Here is a 26,608-nt window from a genome sequence, read left to right as displayed (position 1 = left end):
GGTTAGCCTCGAAAGCGTGACTTCGACGAACGCGGTTCATGTCCTCGGTATCGGCGGCTCTCTTCGGGAGGGCTCGCAATCCGAGCGCGCGCTGCGCATCGCGCTGGGCGGTGCGGCCGAGGCCGGAGTCACCACCGAACTGATCACCGGCCCCGAACTGGTGCTGCCGTTCTACGACACGGCCTTGGGAGAGCGTCACGAACGGGCCGTGCGGCTGGTCGAGGCGATCCGCCGGGCCGACGGGATCATCGTCGTCTCGCCCGGCTATCACGGCGCCTTGTCCGGACTGGTCAAGAACGCCCTGGACTACGTCGAGGACCTGCGTGACGACGACCGCCCGTACCTCGACGGCCGCGCGGTGGGCCTCGCCGCCGTCGCGTTCGGCTGGCAGGCCGCGGTCACCACACTGGAGCAGCTGCGCACGATCACGCACGCGCTACGCGGCTGGGCCACCCCGCTCGGCGGTTCGATCAACTCCGCCGAGACCAAGTTCGACGAGGGCGGCGGCGCCTCCGACGACCGCACCGTCCGCACGCTCCGCCTGATCGGCGGCCAGGTCGCCGAGTTCGCGACCAACCGGGCCCGCGGCTAGCCGTTTGTTTCATCCATCCGCCGGGTATTCCCGGGCGTGATGCCTGCCATGGGGTGGCAAGGTTTCGTAGGTTCGAGACGTTGGCACCAGAGAGACGCTCAACGGGGCGTGTCTTGAATCCAGGAGGTAGGCGAAGAATGGCTGAGGCTCTGTACACCGCTGTTGCGACCGCTCGCGGCGATGGCCGCAACGGTGAGGTCACGTCCTCCGACGGCGTCATCGACGAGTCGTTGGCGATCCCGAAGGAGATGGGCGGACCGGGCGGTGACAAGACGAACCCCGAGCAGCTCTTCGCCGCCGGCTACTCCGCTTGTTTCCACTCCGCGCTCCAGCTCGTCGCGCGCCAGGCCAAGGTGACGCTGGACGGTTCGACCGTCACCGCCGAGGTCAGCGTGCTCAAGCAGGACGTCGGCTTCGGCCTCGGCGTCGCGCTCAACGTCTCGCTGCCCGGTCTCGACCAGGCGCAGGCCGACAAGCTCGTCGAGCAGGCGCACCAGGTGTGCCCCTACTCGAACGCGACCCGCGGGAACATCGAGGTCGCGCTGTCCGCGACGGTCTGACCCCGCACGCGGCAGGTCCACCCGTACCGGCAACCCTGAAAGGAACGACCATGGGCAAGTCCCCGATCAAGAGTCCGCTGTCCGACGCCGACAAGGAGATCACCGGTAACGCCTTGCAGGCCACGCTGGTCGATCTGGTGGATCTGTCGCTGATCGCGAAGCAGGCTCACTGGAACGTCGTCGGCGCGAACTTCCGCAGCGCGCACCTGCAGCTCGACGAACTGGTCGCCACCGCGCGCCAGTACACCGACGAGGTCGCCGAACGCGCCAACGCCATCGGTGTCTCGCCGAACGGACAGGCGAAGGCCGTTGTCGAGAGCTCCGGCCTGCCGGGCTACCCCGACAACTGGCAGTCCGTCGAGGCCACGGTGGGCGCGATCGTCGACATCCTCACGGCGCTGATCGAGCGGCTGCGCAAGCGCATCGACGAGACCGACAAGAGCGACCTGGTGACGCAGGACCTCCTCATCGCGATCACGCAGGAACTCGAGAAGGCGCACTGGATGTGGCAGGCGCAGCAGGCCTGACCCGCTCCGGTCCCGCGTGCCATGAACGACTCGTTACTTGCAAATTTTGCAAGTAACGAGTCGTTCATGGCACGTCCGGGCTAAGCGGCGTGCCCCCGGAAGCGACCGGGGATAGGTTCGGGCCATGGTGCTGCACAAGGGAAAAGCGACCGGCCAGGACCGCAAGGGCGGGGCCAATCCGCTGCACGCGGGCGCGTACCCGGCGCTCGCCGCGAGTATCCGTCTCCCACACGACAGCCTCGCCGAGGATCCGTTGCCGCCCGACACCGCGCTCCAGCTGGTGCGCGACGAACTGATGCTCGACGGCAATGCCCGGCTCAACCTCGCCACGTTCGTCACCACGTGGATGGAGCCGCAGGCCCGCGAGCTGATGGCCGAATGCGTCGACAAGAACATGATCGACAAGGACGAGTATCCGCAGACGGCGGAACTCGAGCGGCGCTGCGTGAACATCCTCGCCGACCTGTGGCACGCGCCCGATCCCACCGCGATCATGGGCTGCTCCACCACCGGCTCGTCCGAGGCCTGCATGCTCGCCGGAATGGCGTTCAAACGCCGCTGGTCGAAACTGGGGCGCACCGGCAAACCCAATCTGGTGATGGGCGCGAACGTCCAGGTCTGCTGGGAGAAGTTCTGCGAGTACTGGGAGGTCGAGCCGCGGCTGGTGCCGATGGACGGCGACCGCTTCCATCTCACGGCCGACGAGGCGATCGCCCGCTGCGACGAGAACACGATCGGCGTCGTCGCGATCCTCGGGTCCACTTTCGACGGTAGCTACGAGCCGGTCGCCGAGATCGCCGCCGCGCTCGACGGGCTGCGGGAACGGTCCGGCTGGGACATTCCCGTGCACGTCGACGGGGCTTCGGGCGCGATGATCGCGCCGTTCCTCGATCCGGAGCTGGTCTGGGACTTCCAGCTGCCGAGGGTGGCGTCGATCAACACCTCCGGGCACAAGTACGGGCTGGTCTACCCGGGTGTCGGCTGGGTGGTGTGGCGCGACAAGGAGGCGTTGCCGGAGGAGCTGGTGTTCAACGTCAACTACCTCGGTGGCGACATGCCGACATTCGCGCTGAACTTCTCGCGGCCCGGCGCCGAGGTGGCCGCGCAGTACTACACGTTCGTGCGGCTCGGGCGCGAAGGTTTCCGCGCTGTGCAACAGGCTTCTCGCGATGTGGCGACCCAGCTGGCGGACGGGATCGCCGGGCTCGGCCCGTTCGAGCTGCTGACGCGCGGCGATCAGCTGCCCGTGTTCGCTTTCACGACGAAGGTGGACGTCGAGAGCTTCGACGTTTTCGACGTGTCCCGGCGGCTTCGCGAGCGCGGCTGGCTGGTCCCGGCGTACACGTTCCCGGAGAACCGGACCGATCTCGCGGTGCTGAGGATCGTGGTGCGCAACGGTTTCACCCACGACCTCGCGGACCTGCTGCTCGCGGACCTGAAGCGGGTGCTGCCCGAGCTCGATCACCATCCGCGACGACGGACGGCGTTCCATCACTGAGCCGGGTGCCCTCCGTCACGCGGTTCGTCCGGGTGGCGTACCGGCGCGTAACGTCAAAGGGTATGGGAGTCGCCGGAGACGAACGTCGTGCGTTGAGCGAGCTTTTCGAAGAGGTCGGGCCGGACGCGCCGACCCTGTGCGCGGGCTGGAAGACACGGGACCTCGCGGCACATCTGCTGGTGCGTGAGCGCCGGCCGGACGCGGCGCCCGGGATCCTGGTGCCCGCGCTGGCCCCCTACACGCAGCGGGTGCAGGACTCCTACGCCGCGCGGCCGTGGGCCGAAGTCGTCGGCAAGGTGCGATCCGGTCCCGCGTGGTTCTGGCCGACCTCGATCGGCGCGCTCGACGAACTGACGAACAGCGCGGAATTCCTGGTGCACCACGAGGACGTCCGCCGCGGCCAGCCTGGCTGGGAGCCGCGGGAGGCCGACAACGCGCGCGACGCCGCAGCGTGGAAGTCAGTCAAGCAGGCGTCGAAGCTGAACCTGCGGAAATCGCCGGTCGGCGTGATCCTCAAGACCCCCGAAGGCCGCGAGGCCCACGTGAAGGAGGGGCCGGACACGGTGAGCGTGGTCGGTGCGCCGATCGAACTGTTGCTGTTCGTCTTCGGTCGCGACGCCGCCCGGCTCACCTTCGAGGGTGACGCCTACGCCGTCGACCGCCTGCGGAAGCACGACCGCGGCCTTTAGAGTTCCGCCCATGCCGATGATCAGTGTTTCGATGTTCCCCGGCCGGACGGCCGAACAGAAGCAGGCCCTCGTACGCGAGGTGACCGACGCCTTCGTCCGCACCTGCGGCGGTAACCCCGAGGGTATCTGGGTCACCATCAACGAGATTCCCGCCGAACACTGGGCGACCGGCGGGACTCTCCTCTCCGAGCGCTGACCCTGTTCGCCGGGGTCAGCTCAGCCCGACGGCGCGCTGCGCGAAGGCCACCTCGATCGCCGTCTGCTTGATGGTCTCGGCGATCACCAGCGAACCGTGGCCCGCGTCGAAGCGGTAGAACTCGAACGGGATCTCCCGCTTCGCGAGCCTGTCGAGGTAGTTCTCGACCTGCCGGATCGGGCATCGCGGGTCGTTGTCCCCGGCGAGCACCAGCACCGGCGCCGTCACGGCCTCGACGTAGGTGATCGGCGAACATTCCTTGTACACCGCCGGTACCGACTCGGGCGACCCGCCGAACAACGCCCGGTCGAACGAGCGGAGCTGCTCCATCTCGTCCTCGTACGCGGCGACGTAGTCCGCGACAGGCACCCCGGCGACCCCGGCCGCCCAGCGCGCGGGCTGCGTGCCCAACGCCAGCAACGTCAGGTAACCGCCCCAGGAAGCGCCGCTCACCACGCATTTCGCCGGATCGGTGAGTCCACTTTGGACAGCCCAGTCGTGCACGGCGGCGACGTCTTCGAGTTCGGTCAGGCCGGGACGGCCTTCGATGGCGTCACGCCACGCCGAGCCGTAGCCGGTCGAGCCGCGGTAGTTGACCTCCACGACGGCGAATCCCGCGTCGAGCCAGGTGGCGCGATACGCGGAGAACCGGTCCTCGTCGGCCGAGTGCGGTCCGCCGTGCAGGGAGAAGACCGTCGGAAGCGGGCCTTCCGGAGCGTCGGCCGGCCGGGAGACCAGCGCGTGGATCTGCCCGCCGATCCCGTCGACGAACGCGTCGGTGACCGGAGCGGACTCCGGCGCCCGGTCGCCCGGCGGTTCGAGCAGCACCGCGTCGGTGCCGTCCTCGGCCCGCACGCGCACCGCCGTCGGCTGCGCGGCACTGGACCACGAGTACTCGACACTGCCGTCGGGACGCACGCCGGCACCGCCGATCCGGCCCGGCGGAGTGTCCAAAGAGGACAACGTGCCGCTCGCGAGTTCGTACCGGTGAAGGGAACTGCGGCCCTGGTGGAAGTGCACGACCAGCAGAGCGCGCGCGTCCGGGTACCAGCCCGCGACGACCTCGCCGGGCAGGTCGAGTTCGATCTCCTGCTCGGTGTCCACGGCGGTGTCCCAGATCAGCAGTTCTTCGTGCCCGCGCCGCTCGTGCAGCACCAGCAGTCGCTGGTCGCCCGCGACCGGCGAGAACTCCAATGCGCCGAGGCCCTTGCCTTCGCCGTCCCACTTGTCGGCGACCGTCGTGAACCCGTCGGTGGAAAGGACTCGCAGCGCGGGGTGTCGTGAATCACCGTGTTCGGAATGGGAGATCGCGAGCCGGGACTCGTCGCGGGAAAGCGACGCGATCCCGGCGTCGTCGTCGTGGCTGTAGAAGCGCGTGGTCTCGCCGTCGATCCGCGCGAAGAGTGCGCTGCCGTCGTCGGTCGAGACGCCGACGGCGATCACGCGGGTGCCGATCTCGAGCCCGGCGGGATAGCCGTCGTGGACGTCCGGAACCGCGCGCTCGGCGGCTGTCCCGGCGGCGAAGGGTTCCCGGACCCACGAGCCGAATTCGTCGCCGTCGGTGTCGTTGAACCACCAGATCCACTGCCCGTCCGGGGACGGGGTCGCGTGCAGGGTGCCGTTGGGCCGGTCGGTGACGCGGCGGTGTTCGCCGGTCGCCCGGTCCCAGCTGTAGACCTCCCAGACGCCACTGGCGTTGGAGACGTAGACGTTCGCGTCGGGGGCGTCGATGGCCCACTCGGGGACCGAAATACGTGGCGCGTGGAAGCGTGCCCGCCACCTGGCCTCGGCTTCGGCGTCGTCGAACAGGTGGTCCGGGACCACCGCGGACGGATATTTGTTGCCTGGCTGCGTGCTCACCCCTCGATCCTGCCACCTTGGAGCCGTACTGTGTGCGGAGTGCTGGAGGGATACGCGCCGGGCGTCGCGCGCAACGCGGTGACGAAGGTGGCGGCGCGCCAGGCGGTCGAGCGTGCGGTGTTCGCGCAACCGCTGTTCGCGCCGGGAATGTGGGTCGTCGACGTCGGTTGCGGTCCGGGTTCGATCACCCTGGGTGTCGGTGGCGAACACGCACGGTCCAAAGTGGACTTCTTGACCGTCGATGTCTGTTCCCTGCCGTTCGCCACCGCTTCGGTGGACGTCGTTTTCGCGCAGGCGATCTTCGAACATCTCACGGAGCCCGGTGCCGCTCTGGCGGAGATCCGGCGGGTACTCAAACCGGGAGGTGCGCTCGCAATGTCCACATCGGACTGGAGTCGCGCGCGTCTCCGGCCGAAGACGGCGAACGTGGACGCGGCGCTTCGCGGTCACTATCTTCTGTGCCGTCGCGCGGGTGGTGACCCGTTCGCCGGGCGGTCGATCTCCGCCGCTGTCTCGGCCGCCGGTTTCACCGACGTACGCACGAAAACCCGTTACCGCGCGGACGCGACCTACCGCTCGCTGGCCACCTACGTCGAGGCCCGTTTGATCACGGCGCTGGAAACCGCGACGACCCCGGACCGCGACCAGCTCGCCTCGGCCGCCCGCTCGGCGTGGTCCTGGGCACGCTCCGGCGATGGCGATTTCGCCCAATGCTGGACAGAACTCCTAGCCACCCGCTGACAGCACCGGTATCAACCCAGACGCCTTACTCAAGCTTCGACGCGTACGGAACCGACCACGGATGGGGGTCCGGGGGCGAAGCCCGCCGGGCGGGGCCTGGGGGTTGCACCCCCAGAAAACGCCGTTAGGGCCGTTGTGGTCGGCGCTTTCTGCCAACACAACGGCCCTACGGATCTAACGTCGGGGTGGCGGGATTCGAACCCACGACCTCCTCGACCCGAACGAGGCACGCTACCAAGCTGCGCCACACCCCGGTTACTGCTTAGTGGGTCGTGGAGAAGTTTAGCGGACGGTGTTTCGGGCTTTGCGGGGGGCTGCTTTCCGGGGATTCGCGCTGGTCGTACCGCGTGGGACCAGGGTCAGCAGGCTGGCCTCGGGCGGGCACGCGAAGCGGGCGGGGGCGTAGGGCGAGGTGCCCAGTCCGGCCGAGACGTGGAGCCACATCTGGGCGCCCCAGCGGGAGGCGCCGCGGGCGCGGGCGCGGTCGAGTTCGCAGTTGGTGATGATCGCGCCGTAGCCGGGGATGCGGAGCTGTCCGCCGTGGGTGTGGCCGGCGAGGACGAGGTCGTAGCCGTCGCCCGCGAAGTCGTCGAGGACGCGCGGTTCCGGGGAGTGGGTGACGCCGATGCGGACGGCGGCGCCGGTGTCGGCCGGGCCGGAGATGTCGGCGTAGCGGTCGCGGCGCAGGTGGGCGTCGTCGACGCCGGCGGTGAAGACGTACTGGTCGGCGACCTCGATGGTGCGGCGGACGTGGGTGAGGTCGGTCCAGCCGTGTTCGACGAAGGCGGCGCGCAGGTCCCGCCAGGGCAGGTGCTCGCCGTGGATCCGCTTTTTCCGGCCCTTGGGCATGAGGTAGCGCGCGGGGTTCTTCGGCTTCGGTGCGTAGTAGTCGTTGCTGCCGAAGATGAACACGCCGGGCCGCTTGAGCAGGGGGCCGAGGGCGCGCAGGACGGACGGGACGGCCTGGTGATGTGACAGGTTGTCACCGGTGTTGACGACGAGGTCCGGTTCGAGCTCGTCGAGGGCGGCTACCCAGCGTTGCTTGCTCACATGGCCGGGGAGCATGTGCAGGTCCGAGATGTGAAGGATCGTGAAGGGCTTGGCCCCTGCGGCGAGGACCGGGAGCTCCGCGGTACGGAGCGTCCACCGGCGCCTTTCGATGCCGACCGCGTAACCGAGGGTCGCGGCTCCGAGAGCGACGGTTCCCACGGCCAAACGCCGCGCCGTCGCCCCGGAGGTGTGGGTATTACTGAGCGTGCTCACAATGTCCAGTTTACGTGCTCATCCGGGGTGATCGTCCGCCCCCATTCCGGCGATGTCGAAAGACCGCCGGAATGGCCTCTTTTCTTAACTTTCCGTGGTCGATGTGCGGTTCGGTGATCAATCGACATGATTCCGTCGATCGCTGTTCCCCGGAAGGCCGCCACCTGCTCACTTAAAGTTATATCTCAGTAACTCATCGTGATTTGCGCTGGTGAACGCCCGCCTCGGAAGATCAGCGTCCACCGCCCAAATAGCGCGGGTCCGGCTGCGGCAGCGGGATGGTTTCCTGCCCTTCGAGGATCTTCGACATCGCCCCGAACCACGTCTGCGCCGGCGTCTTGCCGCCGAACATGTTCTCGCAGCCGCGGGTCGTCACATTGCCAGGGCCGAGGTAGCAGAGGCCACCACTGCCACCCTTCGGGCGGAACACCATCGCCGCGCCCGAGAGCTGCGGAGTCGCCCCGAGGAACGCCGCCGAGCCGTTGTTCTGCGTCGTACCGGTCTTGCCGATCATCGGCCGGTTCCAGTTGACGCCACGGGCCGCGCCGGCCGCGGTCCCGCCAGGCAGGTCGTCCTTGCTCATGCCGACGGCGAGGGTGTTGGCGAGCCCTTCGGGCACGACCTGCTCGCAGGCTTCTTCCTTCACCGGGACCGGCTTCCCGTCCCGGTCGGTGACGCCGGACAGCGGGGTCGGCGGGCACCAGACGCCGCCGCTCATGATCGTGGCGCCGACGTTCGCGAGTTCGAGTCCGCTGAGCGGGCTCACGCCGAGCGTGAAGGCACCGGTCCCGGGCCAGCCGGGCCTCGGGCCGTAGGCCTGCAGCTGGCTGGAGTTCGCGCCGGCGTTGGTGGAGTTCGGGTCGACGGTGCCACCGCCGAGGTTGCTGGCCATGGTGTCGCGCATGCCGAGCTTCCGCGCCATGTCCACGACGGGTCCGGTGTTCCCGATCTTCTCCTCGAGGATCACGAACGCGGTGTTCGGTGAGGTCTGCAGCGCCTGCTGCATCGACATGCTGCCGCCCGCGGCGTTGTAGTCGCCCGCGTTGCCGAGGCAGTACCAGCGTGAACGCAAAGGCGGCCCGGTCGGGGCGCATTTGTTGCCACCACCGGCGAACACGTTGGAGGTGTAGAAGTCGGGCACCGGAATGGAACTGTTGATCCCGGCGGCACCGGTTTCCAGTGCCGCCGCGGCGGTGAAGATCTTGTACGACGACCCGGCGCCGGCGGTGTTGTAGACGCCGGAAGGCAGCGCGTAAGTCGTCTGTCCCTTGGGTTCGTCCAGGCCGTAGTCACGGTTCGCCGCCAGTGCGACGACTTCGTGCCGGTTCTTGCCCGGTTTCACCAGTGACAGCGTGTTCGCGACGTTGTCCTGCGTCTTCTTGACCTGGGCTTCGGCCGACATCTTGGCTTCGTGGTTCGCCCGTTCGTCCAAAGTGGTCTTGATGACGTAGCCGCCGGTGTAGAGGTCGTCCTTCGTCATGCCGGACTTGAGGAGATAGTCCTCGACGTACTGGCAGAAGAAGCCGTTCTCCGTGCCGGCGCCGGTGCAGTTCGACGCGGGTTTCTGCGGCCCGCCCTCGGTGACGCCCAGCGGCTCGGCCTTGAACCGGTCGGCGTCCACCTTCGCGAGCTTCTGGTTGTCGACCATGCGGTCCAGCACCAGGTTGCGCCGCTCGGTCGCCTTCGCCGGGCTCTTCCACGGGTCGTTGGCGATCGGGTTGTTCACCAGACCGGCCAGCAGCGCCGCCTGCGGCACCGTCAGCTTGTCCACGGGGGTGTTGAAGTACGCCTGCGCGGCGGCGCCGACGCCGAAGATCTCGCGCGAGAATTCGACGACGTTCAGGTAGCCGGTCAGGATCTGCATCTTGTTCAGCTTGGTTTCCAGCTGGATCGCGATGCGGGCTTCCTTCAGCTTCCGGGCGACCGACTGCTCCTGCGCGCGCTTCTGCCCGGGCTTGTCGTCCCGGTAGACGACGTTGATCAGGTAGTTCTTGACGTACTGCTGGGTCAGCGTCGAGGCGCCCTGGGTGTCGCCGCCGGTGCTGTTGCTGACCGCGGCGCGCAGCGTGCCCTTCCAGTCCACCCCGTTGTGCTCGTAGAAGCGCTTGTCCTCGACCGAGATCAGCGCCCACTTCATGGCGTCGTTGATCTGGGCTTCGTTCGTCGGGATGCGGAACTGCTTGTACAGCGTCGCGATCTGCTTGCCGGTGTTGTCCGTGATGGTCGTCACCAGGGGCGGAGGGATGTCCGCAAGGTCCGAAGACGTCTTGTCGACGGTCTCGCTCGCCTGGTTGGAGATCACGCCCGCGGCACCGGCGACCGGGAACAACATCCCCGCTACCAGCACCCCCGCGAGCACACACAGGCCAAGGAGCTTCAACAGACCGTCGGTTTTGCGCACGCGGACCAGGGTACGCGGATCCCGTTAGCCCACCGTGACGTCACCTGGCTGTCGGTGCAAATTCGATTACAAAACCGACCCCATGAGGTGACTTCTGGTAGTGGGAGGCATTCTAGGGCTTGGCGGGGGGAACCGAGGGCCCCTACAGTCCGTCAACGTCTCACGTATGAAAAAGCCGACAGACGGGTGAGTGCGAGCGGCAGTCGCATTCGACCGAACGGAGGCACCGGCGCCGGGGAGGTGTCGGGTCAACCGACGTGAGCGCATAAGGGAGACACGCTCGTGGGGGCAGGAGCGCATGCTTTTCGTCCCCCCGTGGTGTGTCGAACACCAGGGTAGGGAGCTGGGGGTATGGAAACCAACCAGTCGAGCTGGCGAGTAAAGGCGTCGTGCCGCGACACCGATCCGGACGGTTTGTTCGTCCGGGGGGCCGAGCAGAACCGGGCCAAGGCGGTCTGCCTTGGCTGTCCGGTCAGGACGGAATGCCTCGCTGAAGCGCTGGACGGCCGGATCAACTTCGGCATCTGGGGCGGGATGACCGAGCGGGAACGGCGGGCGCTGCTGCGGCGGCGTCCGGACGTGACCAGCTGGGCAGACCTGCTCGAGGCGGCGAAGCGCAGGTTCATTGGGGTAGACGAAGACGAAGAGGAAGACGTACGCGTCCGAGTCTCGTGATCAGGAATCCGTGAAGGACCCCTTCCCTGAGTCCAAGGTAGGGAAGGGGTCCTTCACGGACCTTCAGGACTGGGTACCCAACCTGGTTCCGATGTCGCGCAGGCCTTCGAGATCGTGCACGTCACTGGGGAGCGCGGGCACCCGCACCAGCGGGACCTCGGGGTGAGCCCGCGTGAACCTGGCGAGCAGCCGTGTCTCGCGTTCGGCGAGCGCGACCCGGTCCGCGTGCAGGCGAAGGACGGCTTCGGCCAGCGGTGCGCTGGCCTCGCCCTTCGCCAGCTGTTCCGCGGCCGCGAGGGCCTCGGGGCCGGAAAGCGGGGCGAGTACCGGATGCGTCCGGTTCGCGACCAGCCCGGCCAGCGGCATGTGCTCCTCCGAAAGTCGCTCCACGAAGTAGGACGCCTCGCGTAGCGCGTCCGGCTCCGGCGCGGCTATCACGAGAAAGGAAGTGCCGCCGGAACGCAGCAGCTCGGAGGTCTTGCGGGCCCGTTCGCGGAACCCGCCGAACATGCTGTCGAAGGCCTGCATGAACGACGAAGCGTCGGTCAGCAACTGGCCGCCGATGATCGTCGAAACGGCCTTCGCGAACATCGAGAACCCGGCGTTGACGACCTTGCGCAGACCCCAGCCGCCCGCCTTCGCGGGTCCGGTGAGCAGCCGGATCATCCGGCCGTCGAGCGCGCTCGAAAGCCGGGTCGGCGCGTCGAGGAAGTCCAGCGCCGACCGGCTCGGCGGCGTGTCGACGATGATCAGGTCCCAGTCGTCGGTGGCCGCGAGCTGCCCCAGCTTCTCCATCGCCATGTACTCCTGCGTACCGGAGAACGACGTGGAAATGGTCTGGTAGAAGGGGTTCTGCAGCAGCTGCTCGGCGCGTTCGGGGCCGGCGTGCACGCGCACCATGTCGTCGAAGGTGCGGCGCATGTCCAGCATCATCGCCCAGAGTTCGCCCTTGGGTTCGAAACCCTCGACGTGCACCTGCTTCGGGTGGTTGCCCAGTTCCCGCAGGCCGAGCGCCTGCGCCAGCCGTCGCGCCGGGTCGATGGTGAGCACCACCGTCTGCCGTCCGCGTTCGGCCGCGCGCAGCGCCAGCGCCGCCGCGGTGGTCGTCTTGCCGACCCCGCCGGAGCCGCAGCAGACGATGACCCTGCTCTCCGGATCGTCGATCAGGGCGTCGATCTCCAGGATTTCCGACATCACCGCACCCCCTGCTCGGTCAGCGCTTCGGCGAGGTCGTAGAGCGCCGCGACGTCGACCCCGTCGGTGAGATCCGGCAGTTCCAGGCCCGGAAGATCGGCTTCGGCCAGCTGTTCGCGGGCACGTTGCTCGGCGGCGACGCGGACGGCGTGCTCGACGGTCTCTTCGACCAGCGCGTCGAGAGTGCTGTCGGGCAGGTTCAGCCCGGCCGACGCGAGCCCGGCGCGGACGCGCGAGGCGTCGACGCGGCCGTCGGCGGCGGCGGTCACCGATCGCGCGGGCAGCCGCGGTGGGCGGACCCGGTTGACCAGCACCGCGCCGGGGCGCAGATCCGCGCCGTCGAGTTCGGCGACCGCTTCGACGGTCTCCCGCACCGGCATCTCTTCGAGCAGCGTCACCAGGTGGATGGCGGTCTCGCCGGAGTGAAGCAGGCGGACGACGCCGTCGGCCTGGCCCCGGATCGGGCCGGTCTTGGCGAGGTCGGTGAGGGCCTTGGTGACGTCGAGGAACTTCACGACGCGGCCGGTGGGCGGCGAGTCGACGACGACGGCGTCATAGGTGTGGCGGCCGTCGGATTCGGTCCGGCCGACGCATTCCTTGATCTTCCCGGTGAGCAGGACGTCGCGCAGGCCCGGCGCGAGCGTGGTCGCGAACTCGATCGCGCCCATCCGCCGCAGCGTCCGCCCGGCGAAGCCGAGGTTGTAGAACATTTCGAAGTATTCGAGCAGCGCGGCCTCGACGTCGATGTGCAGCGCGCGCAGCTCACCGCCGCCGGGAACGGCCGCGATGCGCTGCTCGGCGTAGGGCAGCGGTTCGGTGTCGAAGAGCTGGGCGAGGCCCTGGCGGCCTTCGACCTCGATCACCAGCACGCGGCGCCCGCCCTTGGCGAGCGCGAGGCCCAGCGAGGCGGCGAGCGTGGTCTTGCCCGTCCCGCCCTTGCCGGTGACGAAATGCAGCCTGGCTCTGGCGAGTTCGTCGGTCCAGCCGGCAGGGGGAGTGCTCACCGGTCCCACCCTAATTGAGTGTTCAGCTCGCCAGCATCATGACGCTGAGCGCAGCCGCGACCAGTGCCACGACGGCCCAGGTCAGGACGCCGGGCAGAACCGTGAGCATCACCACACCGAGCAGAAGGAGCACCACGAGGGTGACCGCGCCGGTGACGGCGACCGTCCCCGAGCTGCTCGTCCGGTCCCGGGCCTTGGCCATCAGGACCAGCACCAGCGGCAGCCCGGCCGTGGCGAGCAGGACGGTCGCGACCACACGCCAGGTCTCCACGACCCCACCGTAACTGTCCGGCGTGATTGGCGTGATCAGACGGCGATCTCACGTGATCAGGCACCGAACTCACGTGATCAGACGGCGATCTCACGAGATCCGCCTCCAATCACGCGTGATCGCCGTCTGATCACGTGAGATCGCCGCGCAATCACGTGAGATCGCCGCGGGTCAGCTCCCGATGGGTGTCGCGGGCACGCACGGCACCGGCTTGGCGTGCGCCGGGTCGAGCGCGTTGAGGACGTGCCCGGCCGCGTTGCGGTCGGCGGCGACACCGGCGTGCTCGGCGAGGTCCAGCAGGCATCGGTCCTGCAGGACGATGTTCTTCACGTTCGATCCCTTGCCGAGCCCGCTCGTGTACGGGACGACGGCTTCGTCGTACCGGGTCAGGATGTTCGTGTACGTCACCCCCGGCTGGAAGATGCCGTTGCCTGACCGAAGGTTCGTGAGGAACTCCGAGCCGTGCAGGAACTGGCGGCACGAGCCGCAGACCGGGTCGAGGATGCCGTTGAACCCCGGGGCCAATCCCAGCGCGCCGGCGAGCGCGTACAGATGTGAGGCGCCGAAAAGCGTGGTGCCGTCCCATAACGGGGTCAGGCTGACGTACTTGTCCACTTTGGACGCACCGCCGAGGAACTTCACGTAATAAGAAGGCATCAGCGTTCCCTCGGAATGGCCGAGGATGTCCACCTTGGACGCACCGGTCGCGTCGAGCACCTTGCCGACGAACGCGGACAGTTCCTTCGCGCTCTGTTCCATCGGCAGCAGCCCGCCGGGCTGGTAGATCGGCAGCGGCTGCCCGGGGACGCCGTAGGTGAGAGAAAAGACGCAGTACCCGTTGTTCTTGAGCAGCGGGCCGAAGGTCTGCCAGTTCACCGTCTGGTTGGCGCCGAGGCCGTGGGCGAGCACGACCGGGTTCGGATGATCGGCGCTCGGGCGGCAGCCGAAGTCGTTCGCTCCCGGGGGCGGGCCGCCGGGATTGGCCGCCTGCGCGGGCAGGGCCGCGGCGAGTGTCCACGGAACGGGGAGTTTCTCGTCGGCGTTCGCGATGTTCGCGAAAGAGGTGCAGATCAGGGCTGCGACCGCGGCCAGGCAGGCGGCGGCACGGGACGTCGTTGTCCGCATGTCGGTGTCCTATCTACTCACGAGTAGGTGTGAAGTGAACCACATCGACGGGAAATCGGCGAACCGCACGCGAGAGGGTTTTCCGCATGTGTGTCAGACGCGTTCGCCGGTTTGACTACGCTCCCGGGCATGAGCGCCACCAAGTGGGAGTACGCGACCGTCCCCCTGTTGATCCACGCCACCAAGCAGATCCTCGACCAGTGGGGCGAGGACGGCTGGGAGCTCGTCACCGTGCTCCCGAACCCGACCGGCGAGCAGCACGTCGCGTACCTCAAACGAGCCAAGAACTGAGGGAATGAAGCCATGACCTGGAGCGATCGCCTCGCCGAGCTCGGTATCGAACTGCCCGCCGTCGCCGCCCCGCTGGCGGCTTACGTGCCCGCCGTGCGCACCGGCTCGTACGTCTACACGGCCGGGCAGCTGCCCTTCGTCAAGGGCGAGCTCGAAGCGACCGGCAAGGTCGGCGCCGAGGTCAGTCCCGAAGAGGCGAAGCAGCACGCGCGGACCTCGATCCTCAACGCGCTCGCCGCGGTCGACTCGGTCGTCGGGATCGACAACGTCGTGCGCGTGGTCAAGGTCGTCGGATTCGTGGCGTCCGCGGAGGGCTTCACCGGCCAGCCCGCGGTGATCAACGGAGCGTCCGAGCTGCTCGGCGAGGTCTTCGGCGAGGCGGGCGTGCATGCGCGCTCGGCCGTCGGGGTCTCCGAGCTGCCGATCGGGGCGCCGGTCGAGATCGAACTGATCGTGGAGGTGAAGTGATGGATCCGGACATCGAGCAGTCCTCGCACGAGCTCCTGCTCCGGCTGGCCGGACGGCTGCCGGACCAGCTCCTGTGGCGGTTCCGCGACTGGCTGGGCGAAGGCGCGATGGGAACGCTCGCGCGGACCCTCCCCAGGTCTTTGCTTAAGCACAGGATCGACCTGGATCAAACGGAGTATCGCCTGCTAGTCGCCGGGCTCATTCCTCACGGAGCCGACTGGCATCAGGTGAGTTCCACCCTGGGGGTAGACGACGTCACCGAGACCAGGTACACATTCACGCAGAGTGCGCCCGAATGGGTGAACTCCGTCGACTCTGTGTCCGTATTGATCCACGCAACGTTGCGGGGACGGCCGGATGTGGGTGAAGTGCGGCAAAGCTGGCGACACCTTGGTGTGGTCGGCGAGGGTGGGGCGAAGCGAGTCCTCCTGGTCACGGCGCTGAACGGGCTGCCGAGGCTGACGGGGGAACTGCAGCGTGTCCTGCGCGTGCTGGGGGACGAAGAACCCGGCGTCGAGGTGCTCCCACCGAGCATCGACCTCACCGGCTACCACCGGACCGCGCTCACCAACTCCGAGCTGGTCTGTGTGGGTGCCGTGGACACCGGTAGTCGGCTGGTCGCCGCTTAGCGCTCGCTCCACCAGGCGAGCTGGGAGGGAGCAGAGCAATGGTGGAGGTCCACGAAGGCCCGCCTATGGACGGGTTCTCGGTGCCACTGCGCCTGCACAACCTGTTATTGGCCCTGGCAGGCCGAATCGACGACAGTGCTTTGACCGAAGCGCGTGAGCTGATCGCGCGTGCGCACATCGACGAAGCGGTGGAACTCACCACCGGCACCCTGATCGCGGGCAAGATCCCGGTGAGCTCGGCCGAACAGCGTGAGCTCGCGCTCGTTCTCGAGATGAGCCGGTCGGACGCCACCCTGGCGAACGACCTGCTCGTCGAAGAGGACGAGTCGGTACTCACGCACCGGTTCACCGGCGACAACCAGCCCGAATTCGGCCTCGCCGAGGCGCTCGACCGCACCCTGCAGGTGCTGCCGGACGTCCGTTCGGTGCACGCCGTGTGGCGCAACACCCCGGCCGGGAGCGTGCCCGGCGCGCTGCCGCAGCGGGTGGTCCTGGTCGAGATCGGTCCGGAGGGCAACCCGCCCGCGGTCGCGTTCCGCGTGGACACCGCGCTGCGCCGGGCGGGTATCCGCTCGGTCGTCGAGGTCGCGGGCCCCGGCGTCGCACGGTCCGCGTACCACCAGGCCGCTTCGTCGGCCGCGAGCCCCGTCTGGGTCACTGGGAGTACCCATTCCAGTGACTTTCGGTCGGAGCCGGTGATTCCCAAGCCGGCTCCCGCTCCCGCGCCGTCCTCCGAGGCGGCCAAGGAGCAGCCGAGCAGGCACGGGCTGCGCCCGGTCAGCAACAACCCGGAGCCGATCGCGCCGGTGGTGCCGATCGTGCAGCAGGCGCCTGCCCCGCCGACGCCGCCCTCGGCGCCGGCGGCGGTTTCTCCCGCGCCGTCTTCGGAGCCGCCCGCGCCGCGCAAGTCGCGTGCGGAGACCCGTGCCGAGCGCACGGCCGACCTGACTCCGGCCGAGGTGGCGCAACTGCGTCAGGCGCTGCGGGAAGACCCGGAAAAGGGTCGCGAGATCGCCACGGGCAAGCCGAGCATGCACGAGGTCGTCGAGCTGCCCGCTCTCGACCTCGACGACCCGAGCCTCAGCGAGCGTGATCGTGCGCTCCTGCGTGAGCTGCATGCCGAGCTCGCCGAACGGGAGCGTGCCGAGGCGGCGAAGATCCGGCTTAACGGGGCTTCGCGCAGCAGCGGTTCCAGCTGGTCTTAGTAAGCCGTCCGCGATTCGTCCTCTAGTCGCGGTGGTTGCACGCGCAACTACCGCAACTAGAGGACGAATCGCGATGTTAGGTTGCGGGTGTGGCTGAAGAACTGACATTCGACATCCCGGTGGGGGCCGGGGTGGGCACCCGTGCCAACGCCGGCGGCCCGCCGGTGACACCCAAGGACGCGGCGACCGTGATCCTTCTCCGCGACGGCTCCGAAGGCGTCGAGGTCTTCCTCCAGCACCGCGTCAAGGGCATGCCCTTCGCGGGCGGGATGACCGTCTTCCCCGGTGGTGGCGTGGACTCGCGCGATGTCGACGCCTCGGTGAGCTGGGCCGGTCCGGAACCCGCCTGGTGGGCGGAGCGCTTCGGGTGTGACGAATCGCTGGCCCGCGCCCTGGTGTGCGCGGCCGTGCGGGAGATGTTCGAAGAGTCGGGCGTCCTGCTCGCGAGCGCCGGGGACACCGTCGTCGCCGACGTGACGCCGTACCAGGACGCCCGCGAAAAGCTGGTCTCCCGTGAGATCTCCCTCGCCGCGTTCCTCAAAGCGAACGACCTGACGCTACGCGCGGATCTCCTGCGCCCGTGGGCGAACTGGGTCACCCCGCCGGAGGAACCGCGCCGCTACGACACCTGTTTCTTCATCGCCGTGCTTCCCGAGGGGCAGCAGGCCGACAGCGCCACGTCCGAGGCCGTCAGCTCCGGCTGGCAGCGGCCGCAGGACGCCATCGACGACGCCAAAGAAGGGCGCCGCATGCTCATGCCGCCGACCTGGCTGACCCTCGCGGAACTGGAGTCCTTCGAGTCGGCCGCCGCGGCGCAGGGCACCGAGCGTGAGATCAAGAAGATCATGCCGACGCTGGTGCGCGAGGGCGACAAGATCCGCGTCGTGCTGGACCTCGCGTGAGCGCCCCCGCGTACGGCGTACTGCGCCAGGTCTCGCCGACGGCTTCGGTGCTGCTGGAAAACAATCCGTCGTCGATGACGTTGGAGGGCACCAATTCCTGGGTGCTGCGCGGGCCCGGCGCTGCCGGTTCCGTGGTCGTCGACCCCGGTTACGAGGACGTCGAGCATCTGACACTGCTCGCCGGAACCGGCGCTGTCGAGCTGATCATCCTGACCCACCACCACCCCGACCACGCCGAAGGCGCACCCTGGTTAGCCGAGCGCGTCGGTGCTCCGGTGCGTGCGTTCGACGAGTCGCTGTGCATCGACGGGAAGTCCCTTGTGGACGGTGAAGTCGTCGAGGCGGCCGGGCTGGAGATCACCGTGCTGCACACGCCCGGGCACACCGCCGACTCCGTTTCGCTGCGGACGGGCGAGCAGATCCTCACCGGCGACACCATCCTCGGCCGCGGCACGACCGTGCTGCACGACCTCGGCGACTACCTGCGCTCCCTGCGGAAACTCATCGAGTTACCCGCCGGCACCGTAGGCCTGCCGGGACACGGCCCCGAACTACCCGACCTGGCCGCGACCGCGCGCGAATACCTGGCACACCGGGAAGAGCGGCTGGACCAGGTGCGTTCGGCACTGAAGGTGCTCGGCGCGGACGCCACTCCCCGCCAGGTGGTCGAGGTCGTCTACGCCGACGTCGACAAGGCTTTGTGGGTGCCCGCGGAGTGGAGTGTGCAGGCACAGTTGGACTACCTGAGGTCGGAGGACGGCGAATGAGTGACGTCGAGGTCGAGTTCTACTGGCGCCCCGGATGCGGCTTCTGTGCCGCACTGGAGCGGCCGCTCGCGAAGAGCGGTTTCAAGGTGAAGGCAGTCAACATCTGGGAGGACCCGGCCGCTGCCGCGCGCGTGCGCGAAGTGGCGAACGGGAACGAGATCGTGCCGACGGTGTTCGTCGGGTCCACGGCGATGGTGAACCCTTCGTTCGCCGAGATCGAGGCCGCCGTTAAGGCCGCTTCCGCCTGACTTACCGATGCTATGAACGACTCGTTACTTGCAAAATTTGCAAGTAACGAGTCGTTCATAGCGTTTCGGTCAGCGGGGGAGCATCGGCATGACGTAGTAGGTCAGCTCGACGTCGCCAGGGTCCACCGCGCGGATGACGCACGCCCGCAGTCCGGGCTGGATGTCGAGCCGGATCCGTTCCCCGGCGAAACCCTGGAGCGCGTCCAGCAGGTATTTGGCCTGGAACGATGGCGATGTCCGGCCGCCGGAGACGTTCGCCTTCACCGTTTCCTCGGCCTCGCCGGTGTCCTGTTTCGCACTGGCCAGCCGCAGGTGTGAGTCGCCGACCTCCAGCGTCAGCACCCGCCGCTCGTCCGCGTAGACGCCGACCCGGCGCACGGCGGCGGCCAGCGCGTCGGCGGTGACCTCGACTGTGGTGTCCACAGTGGACGATTCGATCAGCTTCTCCGACAGGAATCCCGCGTCGAGCACGGCCGTGGTGACGGCGACCCCGGACCAGCTCAGCCCGAACCGGGTGCCGTCGCCGTGCAGGCCGACGGTGCCGCGCGCCTGTTTCGCCGTCTCGGCCAGCAGGCCGGCCGGGACCAGCGCGTCGATCGGCTCGCCCGCGGAACGCAGCGGCACGGTGGCCACGGCCATCCGGTATCGGTCGGACGCGGTCAGCCGCAGCTCACGGCTGAAGGTCTGCACGCGGACGCCGGTGAACATCGGCAGCGCGTCGTCCTTCGCCGCGGTGCCCGCGACCGTGCGCAGCGCCGTCGCCAGCGCCGGACCGTCCACTTCGGACACCTTGGGCGGCATGTCCGGCAGACCGGGGTGCAGTTCGCGGTTCAGCAGCGGCAGCGCGTACCGCCCGCCCTCGACCCGCACGGCCAGCCGCGAACCCTCGACGACCAGGCGCACCAGATCGTCTTCGAGCATGCGCAGGGTCTCCGCGAGCGGCCCGGCCGGGACGAGGACCTCGCCGTCGGTGTGGACCGTCGCGTCGCCGCTCAGCCGCACCGCCCGCTCGCTGTCGTTGCCGCCGACCGTCAGCCCGTCCCGGCCAGCACGCAGGAGTAGGCCGGACCGGGCCGAGAGCAGCCGCGCGGCGGCGGAAACGGCGGAGGAGAGGGAACGGGTGGCGGCGGTCAGGTCCATGCCCGCAAGTTAGCGGGCGGCACCGACAAGTTCGGGCGTCTCGACGGCGTCCACGGCCGGCTTCGGGCGGAAGGTGCCGCGCAGCAGCCAGACCAGTACCGCGAGCGCGAACCCGACACCGCCCGCGGCGAGGAACGCCGCTTCGGTGCCAGCGTGCTCGACGAGGTAGCCGCTGATCGACTGCCCGAAGGCGAGGCCGAGGGTCACCGCGGTGAGCACCCAGCCGAACGCTTCGGCCGCCGTGCCCTTCGGCGCGGCGATTTCGATCGCGGCCGAATGCGTCGTCGACTGCGGCGTGATGAGCGCGCCCGCCGCGAGCATGGCGATCGCGAGACCCCACAGCGTCGACGGCAGCGCGAGCAGCGCCACCAGCGCGCCGAATCCGGCCAGCAGTACCGGCAGCCGCAGGCCCATCTGCCGAGGCCACGGGCGAAGGCTGTACGCGACGCCGAACGCGACCGAACTGACCGACCACGCCGAAAGCAGCAGTCCGCCGATCGAGGTGTTCCCGGCCTCGGCGGCGGCCGCCGGGACGGCGACCTCGACGAAGCCGATCACGGCGCCGAAGCCCAGTGCCGCGAGCGCGAGCGTGCGCATCCCGGGACTGGCCAGCGCGCCGAGCAGTTTGCCGCCCGACGACGGAGCGGGGCCCCAGGCCCGGACCGTCGGGCTCAGTGCGAAGAACACCGCGCCGGCGGTCATGGTCAGCGCGCCCACCACGATGCCGGTGCCCGCCCACGGCGCGGCGATCAGCAGCCCGGCGAACCCGGGACCGAGGATGAAGAAGACCTCCATGCTGATCGCCTCGTAGGAGAACGCGGCGTTCCGCGTCGGCCCGGCGGGAAGAAGCCGTGTCCACAGCGCCCGCGAGGCGGAGCCGACCATCGGTTCGGTGATGCCGGTGCCGAAGGCCAGCGGGACGAGCATGAGCGTCGGGGAGTGCGCCTCGATCGCGAACACCAGCCCGGTCATCGCCAGCACGAAGAACACCGTCGTCGTCAGCAGCGGACGTGTCGGCCCGAAGCGGTCGATGAGCCTGCCCTGCACCACCGCGCCGACGGAAACGCCGACGAGCGACCCGGCCGAGACCAGCCCGGCCGAGGCGAAGGAACCCGTCTCACGCTGGACGTAGAGCAGGGCGGAGATGCCGATCATCGCGATCGGCAGGCGGGCGAGCAGCGACGCGATGACGGCCCCGCGGGACCCGGGCGCGGTCAGCGCGGCTCGGTAGTCGGCGAGGGTCGTGCGGCTCTCGGGGTGTTCGGACACAGACTGGGACACGCGTACCAGTATGACTACTTTGGTACGCGAGTACCAGATCTGCCGCGGTAAGGTTTGTCACCCCTGGATCTTGGGTACTACGCACCTTGAGGCTGTCGAGTTCGTCACGATCGGGTAACAGTCGGTCAAATCTTGGTCATTCGGGGCAACAAATCGCCGCAGATGGCGTCCTTGAGAGTGAAAGAACTTGAGTTCACGGCCGACGGCCGTGGATGGTTGTACAACAGCACACAATCTCCAACTCCCTCCGGCACACGGTCGGGGCCTGAATCCGGAGGGCGGGGAGCGCGGATCGTCGGGGGATGGTCCGCGCACAGCGAAGAGCCGGTGCGCCACGTCGGGGGTGGCGCCCGGCTCTTCGTTGTTATTGCCGCGCGCTGACGGAAACATTTCGCAGGGCGCTGGACCGAAGTCAAAGTCACTCGGGGTGCCCAGGGCGCCCTGCAAAATATTTCCGTGGGCCTTCGGCCCAAAAGCGGCGCGCGGGGGGTGAAGTTTCCGACGCAATTAGTCCTCTAGTTGCGGTACTTGAACGCACAACTGCCGCAACTAGAGGACTAATTGCGGCCTATCGGGCGCGGCGCGCCAGGCGTTCCGGGTCCAGGATGAGGACGCTCTTGCCCTCGAGACGCAGCCAGCCACGGTGCGCGAAGTCGGCGAGAGCCTTGTTGACGGTCTCGCGCGAAGCGCCGACGTACTGGGCGATCTCTTCCTGCGTGAGGTCGTGCGTGACCCGCAGCAAGCCGGCTTCCTGGCTGCCGAAGCGCTGCGCGAGCTGCAGCAGCGCCCGGGCGACCCGGCCGGGGACGTCGGTGAAGATCAGTTCGGCGACCATGTTGTTCGTCCGGCGCAGCCTACGGGCGACGACCCGCAGTAACTGCTCGGCGATCTCGGGGCGGGTGGAGATCCACTGCCGCAGTGCCGGGCGGTCCATCGTCACCGCGCGGACCTCGGTCACGGTCGTCGCGCTGGACGTCCGCGGGCCCGGGTCGAAGATGGACAGCTCGCCGAACATGTCGGACGGGCCGAAGATGCCCAGCAGGTTCTCCCGGCCGTCGGGTGACTTGCGGCCGATCTTCACCTTGCCGGACTGGATGATGTAAAGCTTGTCGCCGGGTTCACCTTCGTTGAAGATGACATGCCCGCGAGGGAACTCCACGGATTCCAAGGTCTGGGCCAGCGCCTCGGCGGCTGCAGGCTCAACACCCTGGAAAATGCCCGCTCGGGCCAGGGTTTCGTCCACCTCGGGTGCCTCCTCATCGAGAAACGACGCCGAACCTCGTTCCCGAGGATCGTGTCGCCGATCACTTATCGCGTCAGTCTAGGGCGTGCTGGCGAGATCGCTCGTCGGCTCGCCGCTGGCGCGTCCGGACCGGAAACGATCTCGCTCGAACGTGGAGCCTAACTCCGCACGCGACGCGCGCGTAGCCTGGCCGCCCGTCCGCCCAGCCTGCGCAGCCGGAACAGCTCCAGAGCGCGTCCGATGCCGTGCCCGTAGAGGGCCCTGACCTCGTTGGGCTGTGCCTGCTCGAGGAACTCCTCGACCTCGTTCTCCTGTACCGCGACGTGCTTGAGCCTGGTCTCCACGCGTTCCATGAACAGCGCGAAGAACATGATCACCAAGGGAACCAGGATGACGAACCAGACGGTCATGAGTCCTGCCCGGGGAAGTTCGGAAAACTGTGCATTACTCCAGATCCTCGCTCATGGCGCCCTCGAGCTCTGCGCCGAGGTGGTGCTCTGGCGTGTCGGCCGTCGACCGGCGGGTGCTCCCCACTGGCTCGTCCGATGGCGCCCGTAGGCTATCGGGGTGCCTCCTGCCCCCACCAATGCCCCCCGTGCGGGAGGTAAGGGTGAAAGCCGGCTCGCGTTGGTGAGACGCGCCAGGCGGATGAAGCGTTGCCTCGACGACGAGTTCCCGGACGCCCATTGCGAACTTGATTTCACCGATCCGCTCGAACTGCTGGTCGCGGTCGTGCTGTCGGCGCAGACCACCGACGTCCGCGTGAACCAGGTCACGCCCGCACTGTTCAAGCGTTATCGCACCGCCGCCGACTATGCCGGCGCCGATCGCGCCGAACTGGAGGAGTACCTCCGGCCGACAGGCTTCTTTCGAGCCAAGGCGAACTCGGTGATGGGCCTCGGTGCCGCCTTGGTGGAGCGCTACGACGGCCAGGTGCCCGGCAAGCAGAAGGATCTGGTCACCTTGCCGGGTGTCGGCCGCAAGACGGCCAACGTCGTGCTCGGCGACGCCTTCGGGGTCCCCGGCATCACCGTCGACACCCATTTCGGCCGCCTGGTGCGGCGCTGGGGCTGGACCGAGGAGGAAGACCCGGTCAAGGTCGAGCGCGCCGTCGGCGAGCTGATCCCGCGCAAGGAGTGGACGCTCCTTTCGCACCGCACGATCTTCCACGGCCGCCGCGTCTGCCACTCCCGTAAACCCGCTTGTGGCGCCTGTCCGCTGGCCAAGATGTGCCCCTCGTACGGAACCGGTCCGACGGGTTTCGAAGAAGCCGCGAAGCTGGTCAAGGGCGAGGAACGCGAGCATCTCCTGGATCTGGCGGCACGCGGGTGACCAGGGTCACCAAGCTGGCTCTCGGTGCCGCCGTGCTGGTGGTGGCCCTGATCGTCGCGTTGCTCACGGCCCGTGACGGCCAGGGACCGGTCAAGACTTCCGGCGATCTGACGGCCGCCCGCGCGAAGGCCGGGCTGGCCGCGTGCCCGCCGCCCGGCCCGGGCGAGGTCGCGGCCGTGCGCGGAGTCGACGTCGAATGCCTCGGCGACGGCTCCCGCGTCGATCTCGCGCGGGTGCTCTCGGGCGGTCCCGTGCTGGTCAACCTGTGGGCGTCGTGGTGCGAGCCGTGCCGCGCCGAGCTGCCGCTGCTCCAGGAATACGCCGCCCGCCCGGGTGCCGCCCGGGTGCTTCTCGTCCAGGTCGCGAGTTCCGGGGCGGACGGGCTGGCGCTGCTGGCCGAACTCGGTGTCCGGCTGCCGTCCGTGTTCGACGGCGACGGGCAGTCTGGTCCGGTCAGGACGGCACTGAAGGTCCCTTCCTCCCTGCCCGCGACGTATGTCGTCACGGCGGGTGGCGAGGTCCGGCTCATCGAGAACCCACGCGTGTTCCTGAACACTGAGCAGGTGCGCGCCGCTGTGGAAGGGACACCATGACCGGACCCCTCGTGGACACCGACGCCGTGCCCGCCTGGCTCCAGCCGCTGGTCAAGATCAGCCGGGACGTCGGCGCCGACACCTTCAGCAGGTTCAGCGTGCCGCCCGATGCCAGCTATCGGGCCGCGTCCGTGCTGATCCTCTTCGGTGAGGGCTCGGACGGGCCGGACGTGCTGCTCCAGCGCCGCGCCGACACCCTCGGCTCCCACGCCGGCCAGGTCTCCTTCCCCGGTGGCGGCGCCGATCCGGGCGACGGCGGGCCGGTCGGCACCGCGCTGCGCGAGGCGGAGGAGGAGACCGGGGTCGAACCCTCCGGGATCCTGCCGGTGGCCGTCTTCCCCGAACTGTTCGTGCCGGTGTCCGGTTTCGCCGTGACGCCGGTGCTCGCCTACTGGCAGACGCCGTCGCCGGTGCACGCCGTCGATCCCGGCGAGACGGCCGCGGTGGCCAGGGTTCCGGTCTCCGAACTCACCGACCCGGCGAACCGGTTCCAGGTCATGCGCAAGGGTTTCGGCTGGAAGGGGCCCGCGTTCGACGTCGGCGGGCTCTTCGTCTGGGGCTTCACCGGCGGCCTGCTGGCGATGACGCTTTCGCTCGGCGGCTGGGAACGCGAGTGGGACCACGGCGACGTCCGTGACCTTGACGTAGCGTTGGCCGAACATCAGGCACGGGTCGACGGGCGGCCAGTGCCGGAGAAGGAGTAGGCGCCCTTGAACTGGGTTGACGTACTGGTGATCCTGCTCGCTCTGCTGGCCGGTGTGTCCGGCGCGTTCCAGGGGGTGATCATCGCCCTTCCCTCACTGGTCGGGGTGGTGCTGGGCGCGCTCGCGGGGATCAAACTCGCGCCGATGGTCGTCGAGCTCTTCGAGCATCCGGCGGCGAAGGTCGCCTTCGCGGTGGCGACGGTGGTGTTCCTGGTCGCGCTCGGTGAGACCCTCGGGGTCTGGTCCGGGCGGAAGCTGCGTCAGAAGATCAATCCCGACAAGCTTTCCGGCATCGACAAGACGCTTGGCGCGGTGGTGCAGGCCGCGGTGGTGTTCGTGGTCGCGTGGCTGATCGCGACGCCGCTCACGGCGGTCTCCGGCGTGCCGGGGCTGGCCAAGTCGATCAACAGCTCGGTGGTGCTCGGCGGCGTCAACGACGTCATGCCCGAGGCGGCCCAGGGCTTCCCGAGCGAACTGCGCAAGATCCTCGACGCCTCCGGCTTCCCGTCCATTGTGGACCCTTTCCAGAAGCCGAACGTCCAGGACACCAGCCCGCCGGACACCGCGCTGCAGGCCAGCGCGATCGTCAAGCAGGTGCACGGCAGCGTCGTGAAGATTCGTGGCAACGCGACTTCGTGCTCGCGGGCGCTGGAAGGCAGCGGATTCGTCATCGCGCCGCAACGCGTGATGACGAACGCGCACGTGGTCGCGGGCACCGACGAGGTCGCCATCGAATCGACGTCGGGCAAGTTCGCGGCACGGGTCGTCTACTTCGACCCCGAGGCCGACGTGGCCGTGCTCGCGGTGCCGAGGCTGCAGGCGAAGGTGCTCCCGTTCGCGCCGCAGCTCGCGCGGGCCGGCGACAACGCCATCGTGCTCGGCTACCCGCTCGACGGCCCGTACACCGCGACGCCCGCCAGAGTGCGCGGCCGGATCAACCTGCGCGGACCGGACATCTACGAGTCCAACACCGTGCAGCGCGACGTGTTCACCGTGCGCGGGCAGGTCCGCAGCGGCAACTCAGGCGGGCCGATGATCGACCCGGACGGCCAGGTCATCGGGGTCGTCTTCGGCGCGGCCGTCGAGGACCCGGAGACCGGCTTCACGCTGACGTCGGAGCAGGTGCGGCCGGTGGTGGAGACGGCGCCGGCGTTGAGCGCGAACGCTTCCACCGGGCGCTGCGCGAACTGAGGTCCGGGTAGGCGCTTG

30 protein-coding genes and 1 tRNA gene are annotated in these 26,608 nt (G+C 68.7%); 19 read left to right on the top strand and 12 right to left on the bottom strand.

Features of this window, described 5'->3' with window-relative positions; all coding sequences use genetic code 11:
• Window positions 1–16: 16 nt before the first annotated feature.
• From ACLJRL_RS10860 to ACLJRL_RS10835, 6 genes are all read left to right on the top strand, one after another.
• Window positions 17–592, top strand: coding sequence for an NADPH-dependent FMN reductase (locus ACLJRL_RS10860; RefSeq protein WP_410655956.1), 576 nt, complete (start codon window positions 17–19; stop codon window positions 590–592).
• 137 nt (window positions 593–729) lie between these two features.
• On the top strand, window positions 730–1,152 hold the full coding sequence (locus ACLJRL_RS10855; protein ID WP_410655955.1) for an organic hydroperoxide resistance protein: 423 nt from the start codon (window positions 730–732) through the stop codon (window positions 1,150–1,152).
• A gap of 50 nt (window positions 1,153–1,202) precedes the next feature.
• Window positions 1,203–1,679: a Dps family protein gene (locus ACLJRL_RS10850; protein WP_410655954.1), complete on the top strand. Its 477-nt coding sequence runs from the start codon at window positions 1,203–1,205 to the stop codon at window positions 1,677–1,679.
• Window positions 1,680–1,803: 124 nt separating this feature from the next.
• On the top strand, window positions 1,804–3,177 hold the full coding sequence (locus ACLJRL_RS10845) for a glutamate decarboxylase (protein ID WP_410655953.1): 1,374 nt from the start codon (window positions 1,804–1,806) through the stop codon (window positions 3,175–3,177).
• Between the two features lie 62 nt (window positions 3,178–3,239).
• Window positions 3,240–3,866, top strand: a complete 627-nt coding sequence (locus tag ACLJRL_RS10840; protein WP_410655952.1) for a TIGR03085 family metal-binding protein — start codon at window positions 3,240–3,242, stop codon at window positions 3,864–3,866.
• 10 nt (window positions 3,867–3,876) lie between these two features.
• Complete coding sequence (locus ACLJRL_RS10835) at window positions 3,877–4,062, top strand: 2-hydroxymuconate tautomerase (RefSeq protein ID WP_410655951.1); 186 nt, start codon at window positions 3,877–3,879, stop codon at window positions 4,060–4,062.
• Window positions 4,063–4,077: 15 nt separating this feature from the next.
• Here ACLJRL_RS10835 and ACLJRL_RS10830 read toward each other — a convergent pair whose 3' ends face one another.
• Window positions 4,078–5,922, bottom strand: coding sequence for a prolyl oligopeptidase family serine peptidase (locus ACLJRL_RS10830; protein ID WP_410655950.1), 1,845 nt, complete (start codon window positions 5,920–5,922; stop codon window positions 4,078–4,080).
• Between the two features lie 39 nt (window positions 5,923–5,961).
• On the opposite strand from ACLJRL_RS10830, the gene ACLJRL_RS10825 reads away from it, so the two are divergent.
• On the top strand, window positions 5,962–6,663 hold the full coding sequence (locus ACLJRL_RS10825) for a class I SAM-dependent methyltransferase (protein WP_410655949.1): 702 nt from the start codon (window positions 5,962–5,964) through the stop codon (window positions 6,661–6,663).
• 180 nt (window positions 6,664–6,843) lie between these two features.
• Here the strand turns inward: ACLJRL_RS10825 and ACLJRL_RS10820 are convergent.
• The 3 genes from ACLJRL_RS10820 to ACLJRL_RS10810 form a co-directional block, all read right to left on the bottom strand.
• Window positions 6,844–6,917, bottom strand: a tRNA-Pro gene (locus ACLJRL_RS10820).
• A 28-nt stretch (window positions 6,918–6,945) separates the two neighbouring features.
• Window positions 6,946–7,872 carry a metallophosphoesterase gene (locus tag ACLJRL_RS10815; protein ID WP_410656170.1) on the bottom strand — a complete coding sequence of 309 codons (927 nt, stop codon included), beginning with the start codon at window positions 7,870–7,872 and terminating at the stop codon, window positions 6,946–6,948.
• 286 nt (window positions 7,873–8,158) lie between these two features.
• Window positions 8,159–10,327: a transglycosylase domain-containing protein gene (locus ACLJRL_RS10810; RefSeq protein WP_410655948.1), complete on the bottom strand. Its 2,169-nt coding sequence runs from the start codon at window positions 10,325–10,327 to the stop codon at window positions 8,159–8,161.
• Window positions 10,328–10,678: 351 nt separating this feature from the next.
• Here ACLJRL_RS10810 and ACLJRL_RS10805 point away from each other — a divergent pair, with 351 nt between their 5' ends.
• Complete coding sequence (locus tag ACLJRL_RS10805) at window positions 10,679–11,002, top strand: WhiB family transcriptional regulator (RefSeq protein WP_410655947.1); 324 nt, start codon at window positions 10,679–10,681, stop codon at window positions 11,000–11,002.
• 63 nt (window positions 11,003–11,065) lie between these two features.
• On the opposite strand, the gene ACLJRL_RS10800 is transcribed toward ACLJRL_RS10805, so the two are convergent.
• From ACLJRL_RS10800 to ACLJRL_RS10785, 4 genes are all read right to left on the bottom strand, one after another.
• Window positions 11,066–12,196, bottom strand: a complete 1,131-nt coding sequence (locus ACLJRL_RS10800) for an ArsA family ATPase (protein WP_410655946.1) — start codon at window positions 12,194–12,196, stop codon at window positions 11,066–11,068.
• Window positions 12,196–13,200, bottom strand: a complete 1,005-nt coding sequence (locus ACLJRL_RS10795) for an ArsA-related P-loop ATPase (protein ID WP_410655945.1) — start codon at window positions 13,198–13,200, stop codon at window positions 12,196–12,198. Before ACLJRL_RS10795 ends, ACLJRL_RS10800 begins: the two co-directional genes overlap by 1 nt.
• A gap of 22 nt (window positions 13,201–13,222) precedes the next feature.
• Window positions 13,223–13,471, bottom strand: a complete 249-nt coding sequence (locus ACLJRL_RS10790; RefSeq protein ID WP_410655944.1) for a hypothetical protein — start codon at window positions 13,469–13,471, stop codon at window positions 13,223–13,225.
• Window positions 13,472–13,642: 171 nt separating this feature from the next.
• Window positions 13,643–14,596: an esterase/lipase family protein gene (locus ACLJRL_RS10785; protein ID WP_410655943.1), complete on the bottom strand. Its 954-nt coding sequence runs from the start codon at window positions 14,594–14,596 to the stop codon at window positions 13,643–13,645.
• A gap of 129 nt (window positions 14,597–14,725) precedes the next feature.
• On the opposite strand from ACLJRL_RS10785, the gene ACLJRL_RS10780 reads away from it, so the two are divergent.
• The 7 genes from ACLJRL_RS10780 (at window position 14,726) to ACLJRL_RS10750 (ending at window position 19,106) form a co-directional block, all read left to right on the top strand.
• Window positions 14,726–14,887, top strand: a complete 162-nt coding sequence (locus ACLJRL_RS10780) for a DUF4177 domain-containing protein (RefSeq protein WP_005166970.1) — start codon at window positions 14,726–14,728, stop codon at window positions 14,885–14,887.
• Window positions 14,888–14,899: 12 nt separating this feature from the next.
• A complete protein-coding gene (locus tag ACLJRL_RS10775) occupies window positions 14,900–15,355 on the top strand; it encodes a RidA family protein (protein WP_410655942.1) in 456 nt (151 codons plus the stop codon).
• Window positions 15,355–15,984, top strand: coding sequence for a hypothetical protein (locus ACLJRL_RS10770; RefSeq protein ID WP_410655941.1), 630 nt, complete (start codon window positions 15,355–15,357; stop codon window positions 15,982–15,984). Before ACLJRL_RS10775 ends, ACLJRL_RS10770 begins: the two co-directional genes overlap by 1 nt.
• A 38-nt stretch (window positions 15,985–16,022) precedes the next feature.
• On the top strand, window positions 16,023–17,189 hold the full coding sequence (locus ACLJRL_RS10765; protein WP_410655940.1) for a hypothetical protein: 1,167 nt from the start codon (window positions 16,023–16,025) through the stop codon (window positions 17,187–17,189).
• A gap of 89 nt (window positions 17,190–17,278) precedes the next feature.
• On the top strand, window positions 17,279–18,091 hold the full coding sequence (locus ACLJRL_RS10760; protein WP_410655939.1) for an NUDIX hydrolase: 813 nt from the start codon (window positions 17,279–17,281) through the stop codon (window positions 18,089–18,091).
• Complete coding sequence (locus ACLJRL_RS10755; RefSeq protein WP_410655938.1) at window positions 18,088–18,858, top strand: MBL fold metallo-hydrolase; 771 nt, start codon at window positions 18,088–18,090, stop codon at window positions 18,856–18,858. The genes ACLJRL_RS10760 and ACLJRL_RS10755 overlap by 4 nt, the downstream gene beginning before the upstream one ends.
• Window positions 18,855–19,106: a glutaredoxin domain-containing protein gene (locus ACLJRL_RS10750; RefSeq protein WP_410655937.1), complete on the top strand. Its 252-nt coding sequence runs from the start codon at window positions 18,855–18,857 to the stop codon at window positions 19,104–19,106. The genes ACLJRL_RS10755 and ACLJRL_RS10750 overlap by 4 nt, the downstream gene beginning before the upstream one ends.
• Window positions 19,107–19,175: 69 nt before the next feature.
• On the opposite strand, the gene dnaN is transcribed toward ACLJRL_RS10750, so the two are convergent.
• The 4 genes from dnaN to ACLJRL_RS10730 all read right to left on the bottom strand — a co-directional run bounded on the left by dnaN (window position 19,176) and on the right by ACLJRL_RS10730 (window position 23,180).
• Window positions 19,176–20,246 carry a DNA polymerase III subunit beta gene (dnaN, locus tag ACLJRL_RS10745; RefSeq protein WP_410655936.1) on the bottom strand — a complete coding sequence of 357 codons (1,071 nt, stop codon included), beginning with the start codon at window positions 20,244–20,246 and terminating at the stop codon, window positions 19,176–19,178.
• Window positions 20,247–20,255: 9 nt separating this feature from the next.
• The gene (locus ACLJRL_RS10740) at window positions 20,256–21,527 is read right to left on the bottom strand and encodes an MFS transporter (RefSeq protein ID WP_410655935.1); all 1,272 of its coding nucleotides are present in this window, start codon (window positions 21,525–21,527) and stop codon (window positions 20,256–20,258) included.
• A 568-nt stretch (window positions 21,528–22,095) separates the two neighbouring features.
• Window positions 22,096–22,770: a Crp/Fnr family transcriptional regulator gene (locus ACLJRL_RS10735; protein ID WP_003081747.1), complete on the bottom strand. Its 675-nt coding sequence runs from the start codon at window positions 22,768–22,770 to the stop codon at window positions 22,096–22,098.
• 158 nt (window positions 22,771–22,928) lie between these two features.
• Entirely contained in the window at window positions 22,929–23,180 is a 252-nt protein-coding gene (locus ACLJRL_RS10730) for a hypothetical protein (protein ID WP_181776673.1), read from the bottom strand.
• Window positions 23,181–23,418: 238 nt separating this feature from the next.
• Between ACLJRL_RS10730 and nth the strand changes: the two genes are divergently transcribed.
• From nth to ACLJRL_RS10710, 4 genes are read left to right on the top strand one after another with little or no spacing between them, the layout of a single operon-like run.
• Complete coding sequence (nth, locus tag ACLJRL_RS10725; RefSeq protein WP_410656169.1) at window positions 23,419–24,102, top strand: endonuclease III; 684 nt, start codon at window positions 23,419–23,421, stop codon at window positions 24,100–24,102.
• Complete coding sequence (locus tag ACLJRL_RS10720) at window positions 24,099–24,695, top strand: TlpA family protein disulfide reductase (RefSeq protein WP_410655934.1); 597 nt, start codon at window positions 24,099–24,101, stop codon at window positions 24,693–24,695. The genes nth and ACLJRL_RS10720 overlap by 4 nt, the downstream gene beginning before the upstream one ends.
• Complete coding sequence (locus tag ACLJRL_RS10715; protein WP_410655933.1) at window positions 24,692–25,399, top strand: NUDIX hydrolase; 708 nt, start codon at window positions 24,692–24,694, stop codon at window positions 25,397–25,399. Before ACLJRL_RS10720 ends, ACLJRL_RS10715 begins: the two co-directional genes overlap by 4 nt.
• A 6-nt stretch (window positions 25,400–25,405) precedes the next feature.
• Complete coding sequence (locus tag ACLJRL_RS10710) at window positions 25,406–26,590, top strand: MarP family serine protease (protein WP_410655932.1); 1,185 nt, start codon at window positions 25,406–25,408, stop codon at window positions 26,588–26,590.
• The last annotated feature ends 18 nt before the right edge of the window (window positions 26,591–26,608 follow it).

It is taken from the genome of Amycolatopsis sp. lyj-112, assembly GCF_046549055.1.
In the GTDB taxonomy this organism is placed as follows: Bacteria; Actinomycetota; Actinomycetes; order Mycobacteriales; family Pseudonocardiaceae; genus Amycolatopsis.
Note: the sequence above shows the minus strand (reverse complement) of the source record. Positions and strands in the feature narration are given on the sequence as shown.

Excerpts from the sequence above, each read along its gene's own strand:
- ACLJRL_RS10855 (WP_410655955.1), top strand. The coding sequence starts at position 730 with ATGGCTGAGGCTCTGTACACCGCTGTTGCGACCGCTCGCGGCGATGGC.
- ACLJRL_RS10850 (WP_410655954.1), top strand. The coding sequence starts at position 1,203 with ATGGGCAAGTCCCCGATCAAGAGTCCGCTGTCCGACGCCGACAAGGAG.
- ACLJRL_RS10845 (WP_410655953.1), top strand. The coding sequence starts at position 1,804 with ATGGTGCTGCACAAGGGAAAAGCGACCGGCCAGGACCGCAAGGGCGGG.
- ACLJRL_RS10840 (WP_410655952.1), top strand. The coding sequence starts at position 3,240 with ATGGGAGTCGCCGGAGACGAACGTCGTGCGTTGAGCGAGCTTTTCGAA.
- ACLJRL_RS10835 (WP_410655951.1), top strand. The coding sequence starts at position 3,877 with ATGCCGATGATCAGTGTTTCGATGTTCCCCGGCCGGACGGCCGAACAG.
- ACLJRL_RS10805 (WP_410655947.1), top strand. The coding sequence starts at position 10,679 with ATGGAAACCAACCAGTCGAGCTGGCGAGTAAAGGCGTCGTGCCGCGAC.
- ACLJRL_RS10800 (WP_410655946.1), bottom strand. The coding sequence starts at position 12,196 with ATGTCGGAAATCCTGGAGATCGACGCCCTGATCGACGATCCGGAGAGC.
- ACLJRL_RS10785 (WP_410655943.1), bottom strand. The coding sequence starts at position 14,596 with ATGCGGACAACGACGTCCCGTGCCGCCGCCTGCCTGGCCGCGGTCGCA.
- ACLJRL_RS10780 (WP_005166970.1), top strand. The coding sequence starts at position 14,726 with ATGAGCGCCACCAAGTGGGAGTACGCGACCGTCCCCCTGTTGATCCAC.
- ACLJRL_RS10775 (WP_410655942.1), top strand. The coding sequence starts at position 14,900 with ATGACCTGGAGCGATCGCCTCGCCGAGCTCGGTATCGAACTGCCCGCC.
- ACLJRL_RS10770 (WP_410655941.1), top strand. The coding sequence starts at position 15,355 with ATGGATCCGGACATCGAGCAGTCCTCGCACGAGCTCCTGCTCCGGCTG.
- ACLJRL_RS10765 (WP_410655940.1), top strand. The coding sequence starts at position 16,023 with ATGGTGGAGGTCCACGAAGGCCCGCCTATGGACGGGTTCTCGGTGCCA.
- ACLJRL_RS10750 (WP_410655937.1), top strand. The coding sequence starts at position 18,855 with ATGAGTGACGTCGAGGTCGAGTTCTACTGGCGCCCCGGATGCGGCTTC.
- dnaN (WP_410655936.1), bottom strand. The coding sequence starts at position 20,246 with ATGGACCTGACCGCCGCCACCCGTTCCCTCTCCTCCGCCGTTTCCGCC.
- ACLJRL_RS10730 (WP_181776673.1), bottom strand. The coding sequence starts at position 23,180 with ATGACCGTCTGGTTCGTCATCCTGGTTCCCTTGGTGATCATGTTCTTC.
- nth (WP_410656169.1), top strand. The coding sequence starts at position 23,419 with ATGAAGCGTTGCCTCGACGACGAGTTCCCGGACGCCCATTGCGAACTT.
- ACLJRL_RS10715 (WP_410655933.1), top strand. The coding sequence starts at position 24,692 with ATGACCGGACCCCTCGTGGACACCGACGCCGTGCCCGCCTGGCTCCAG.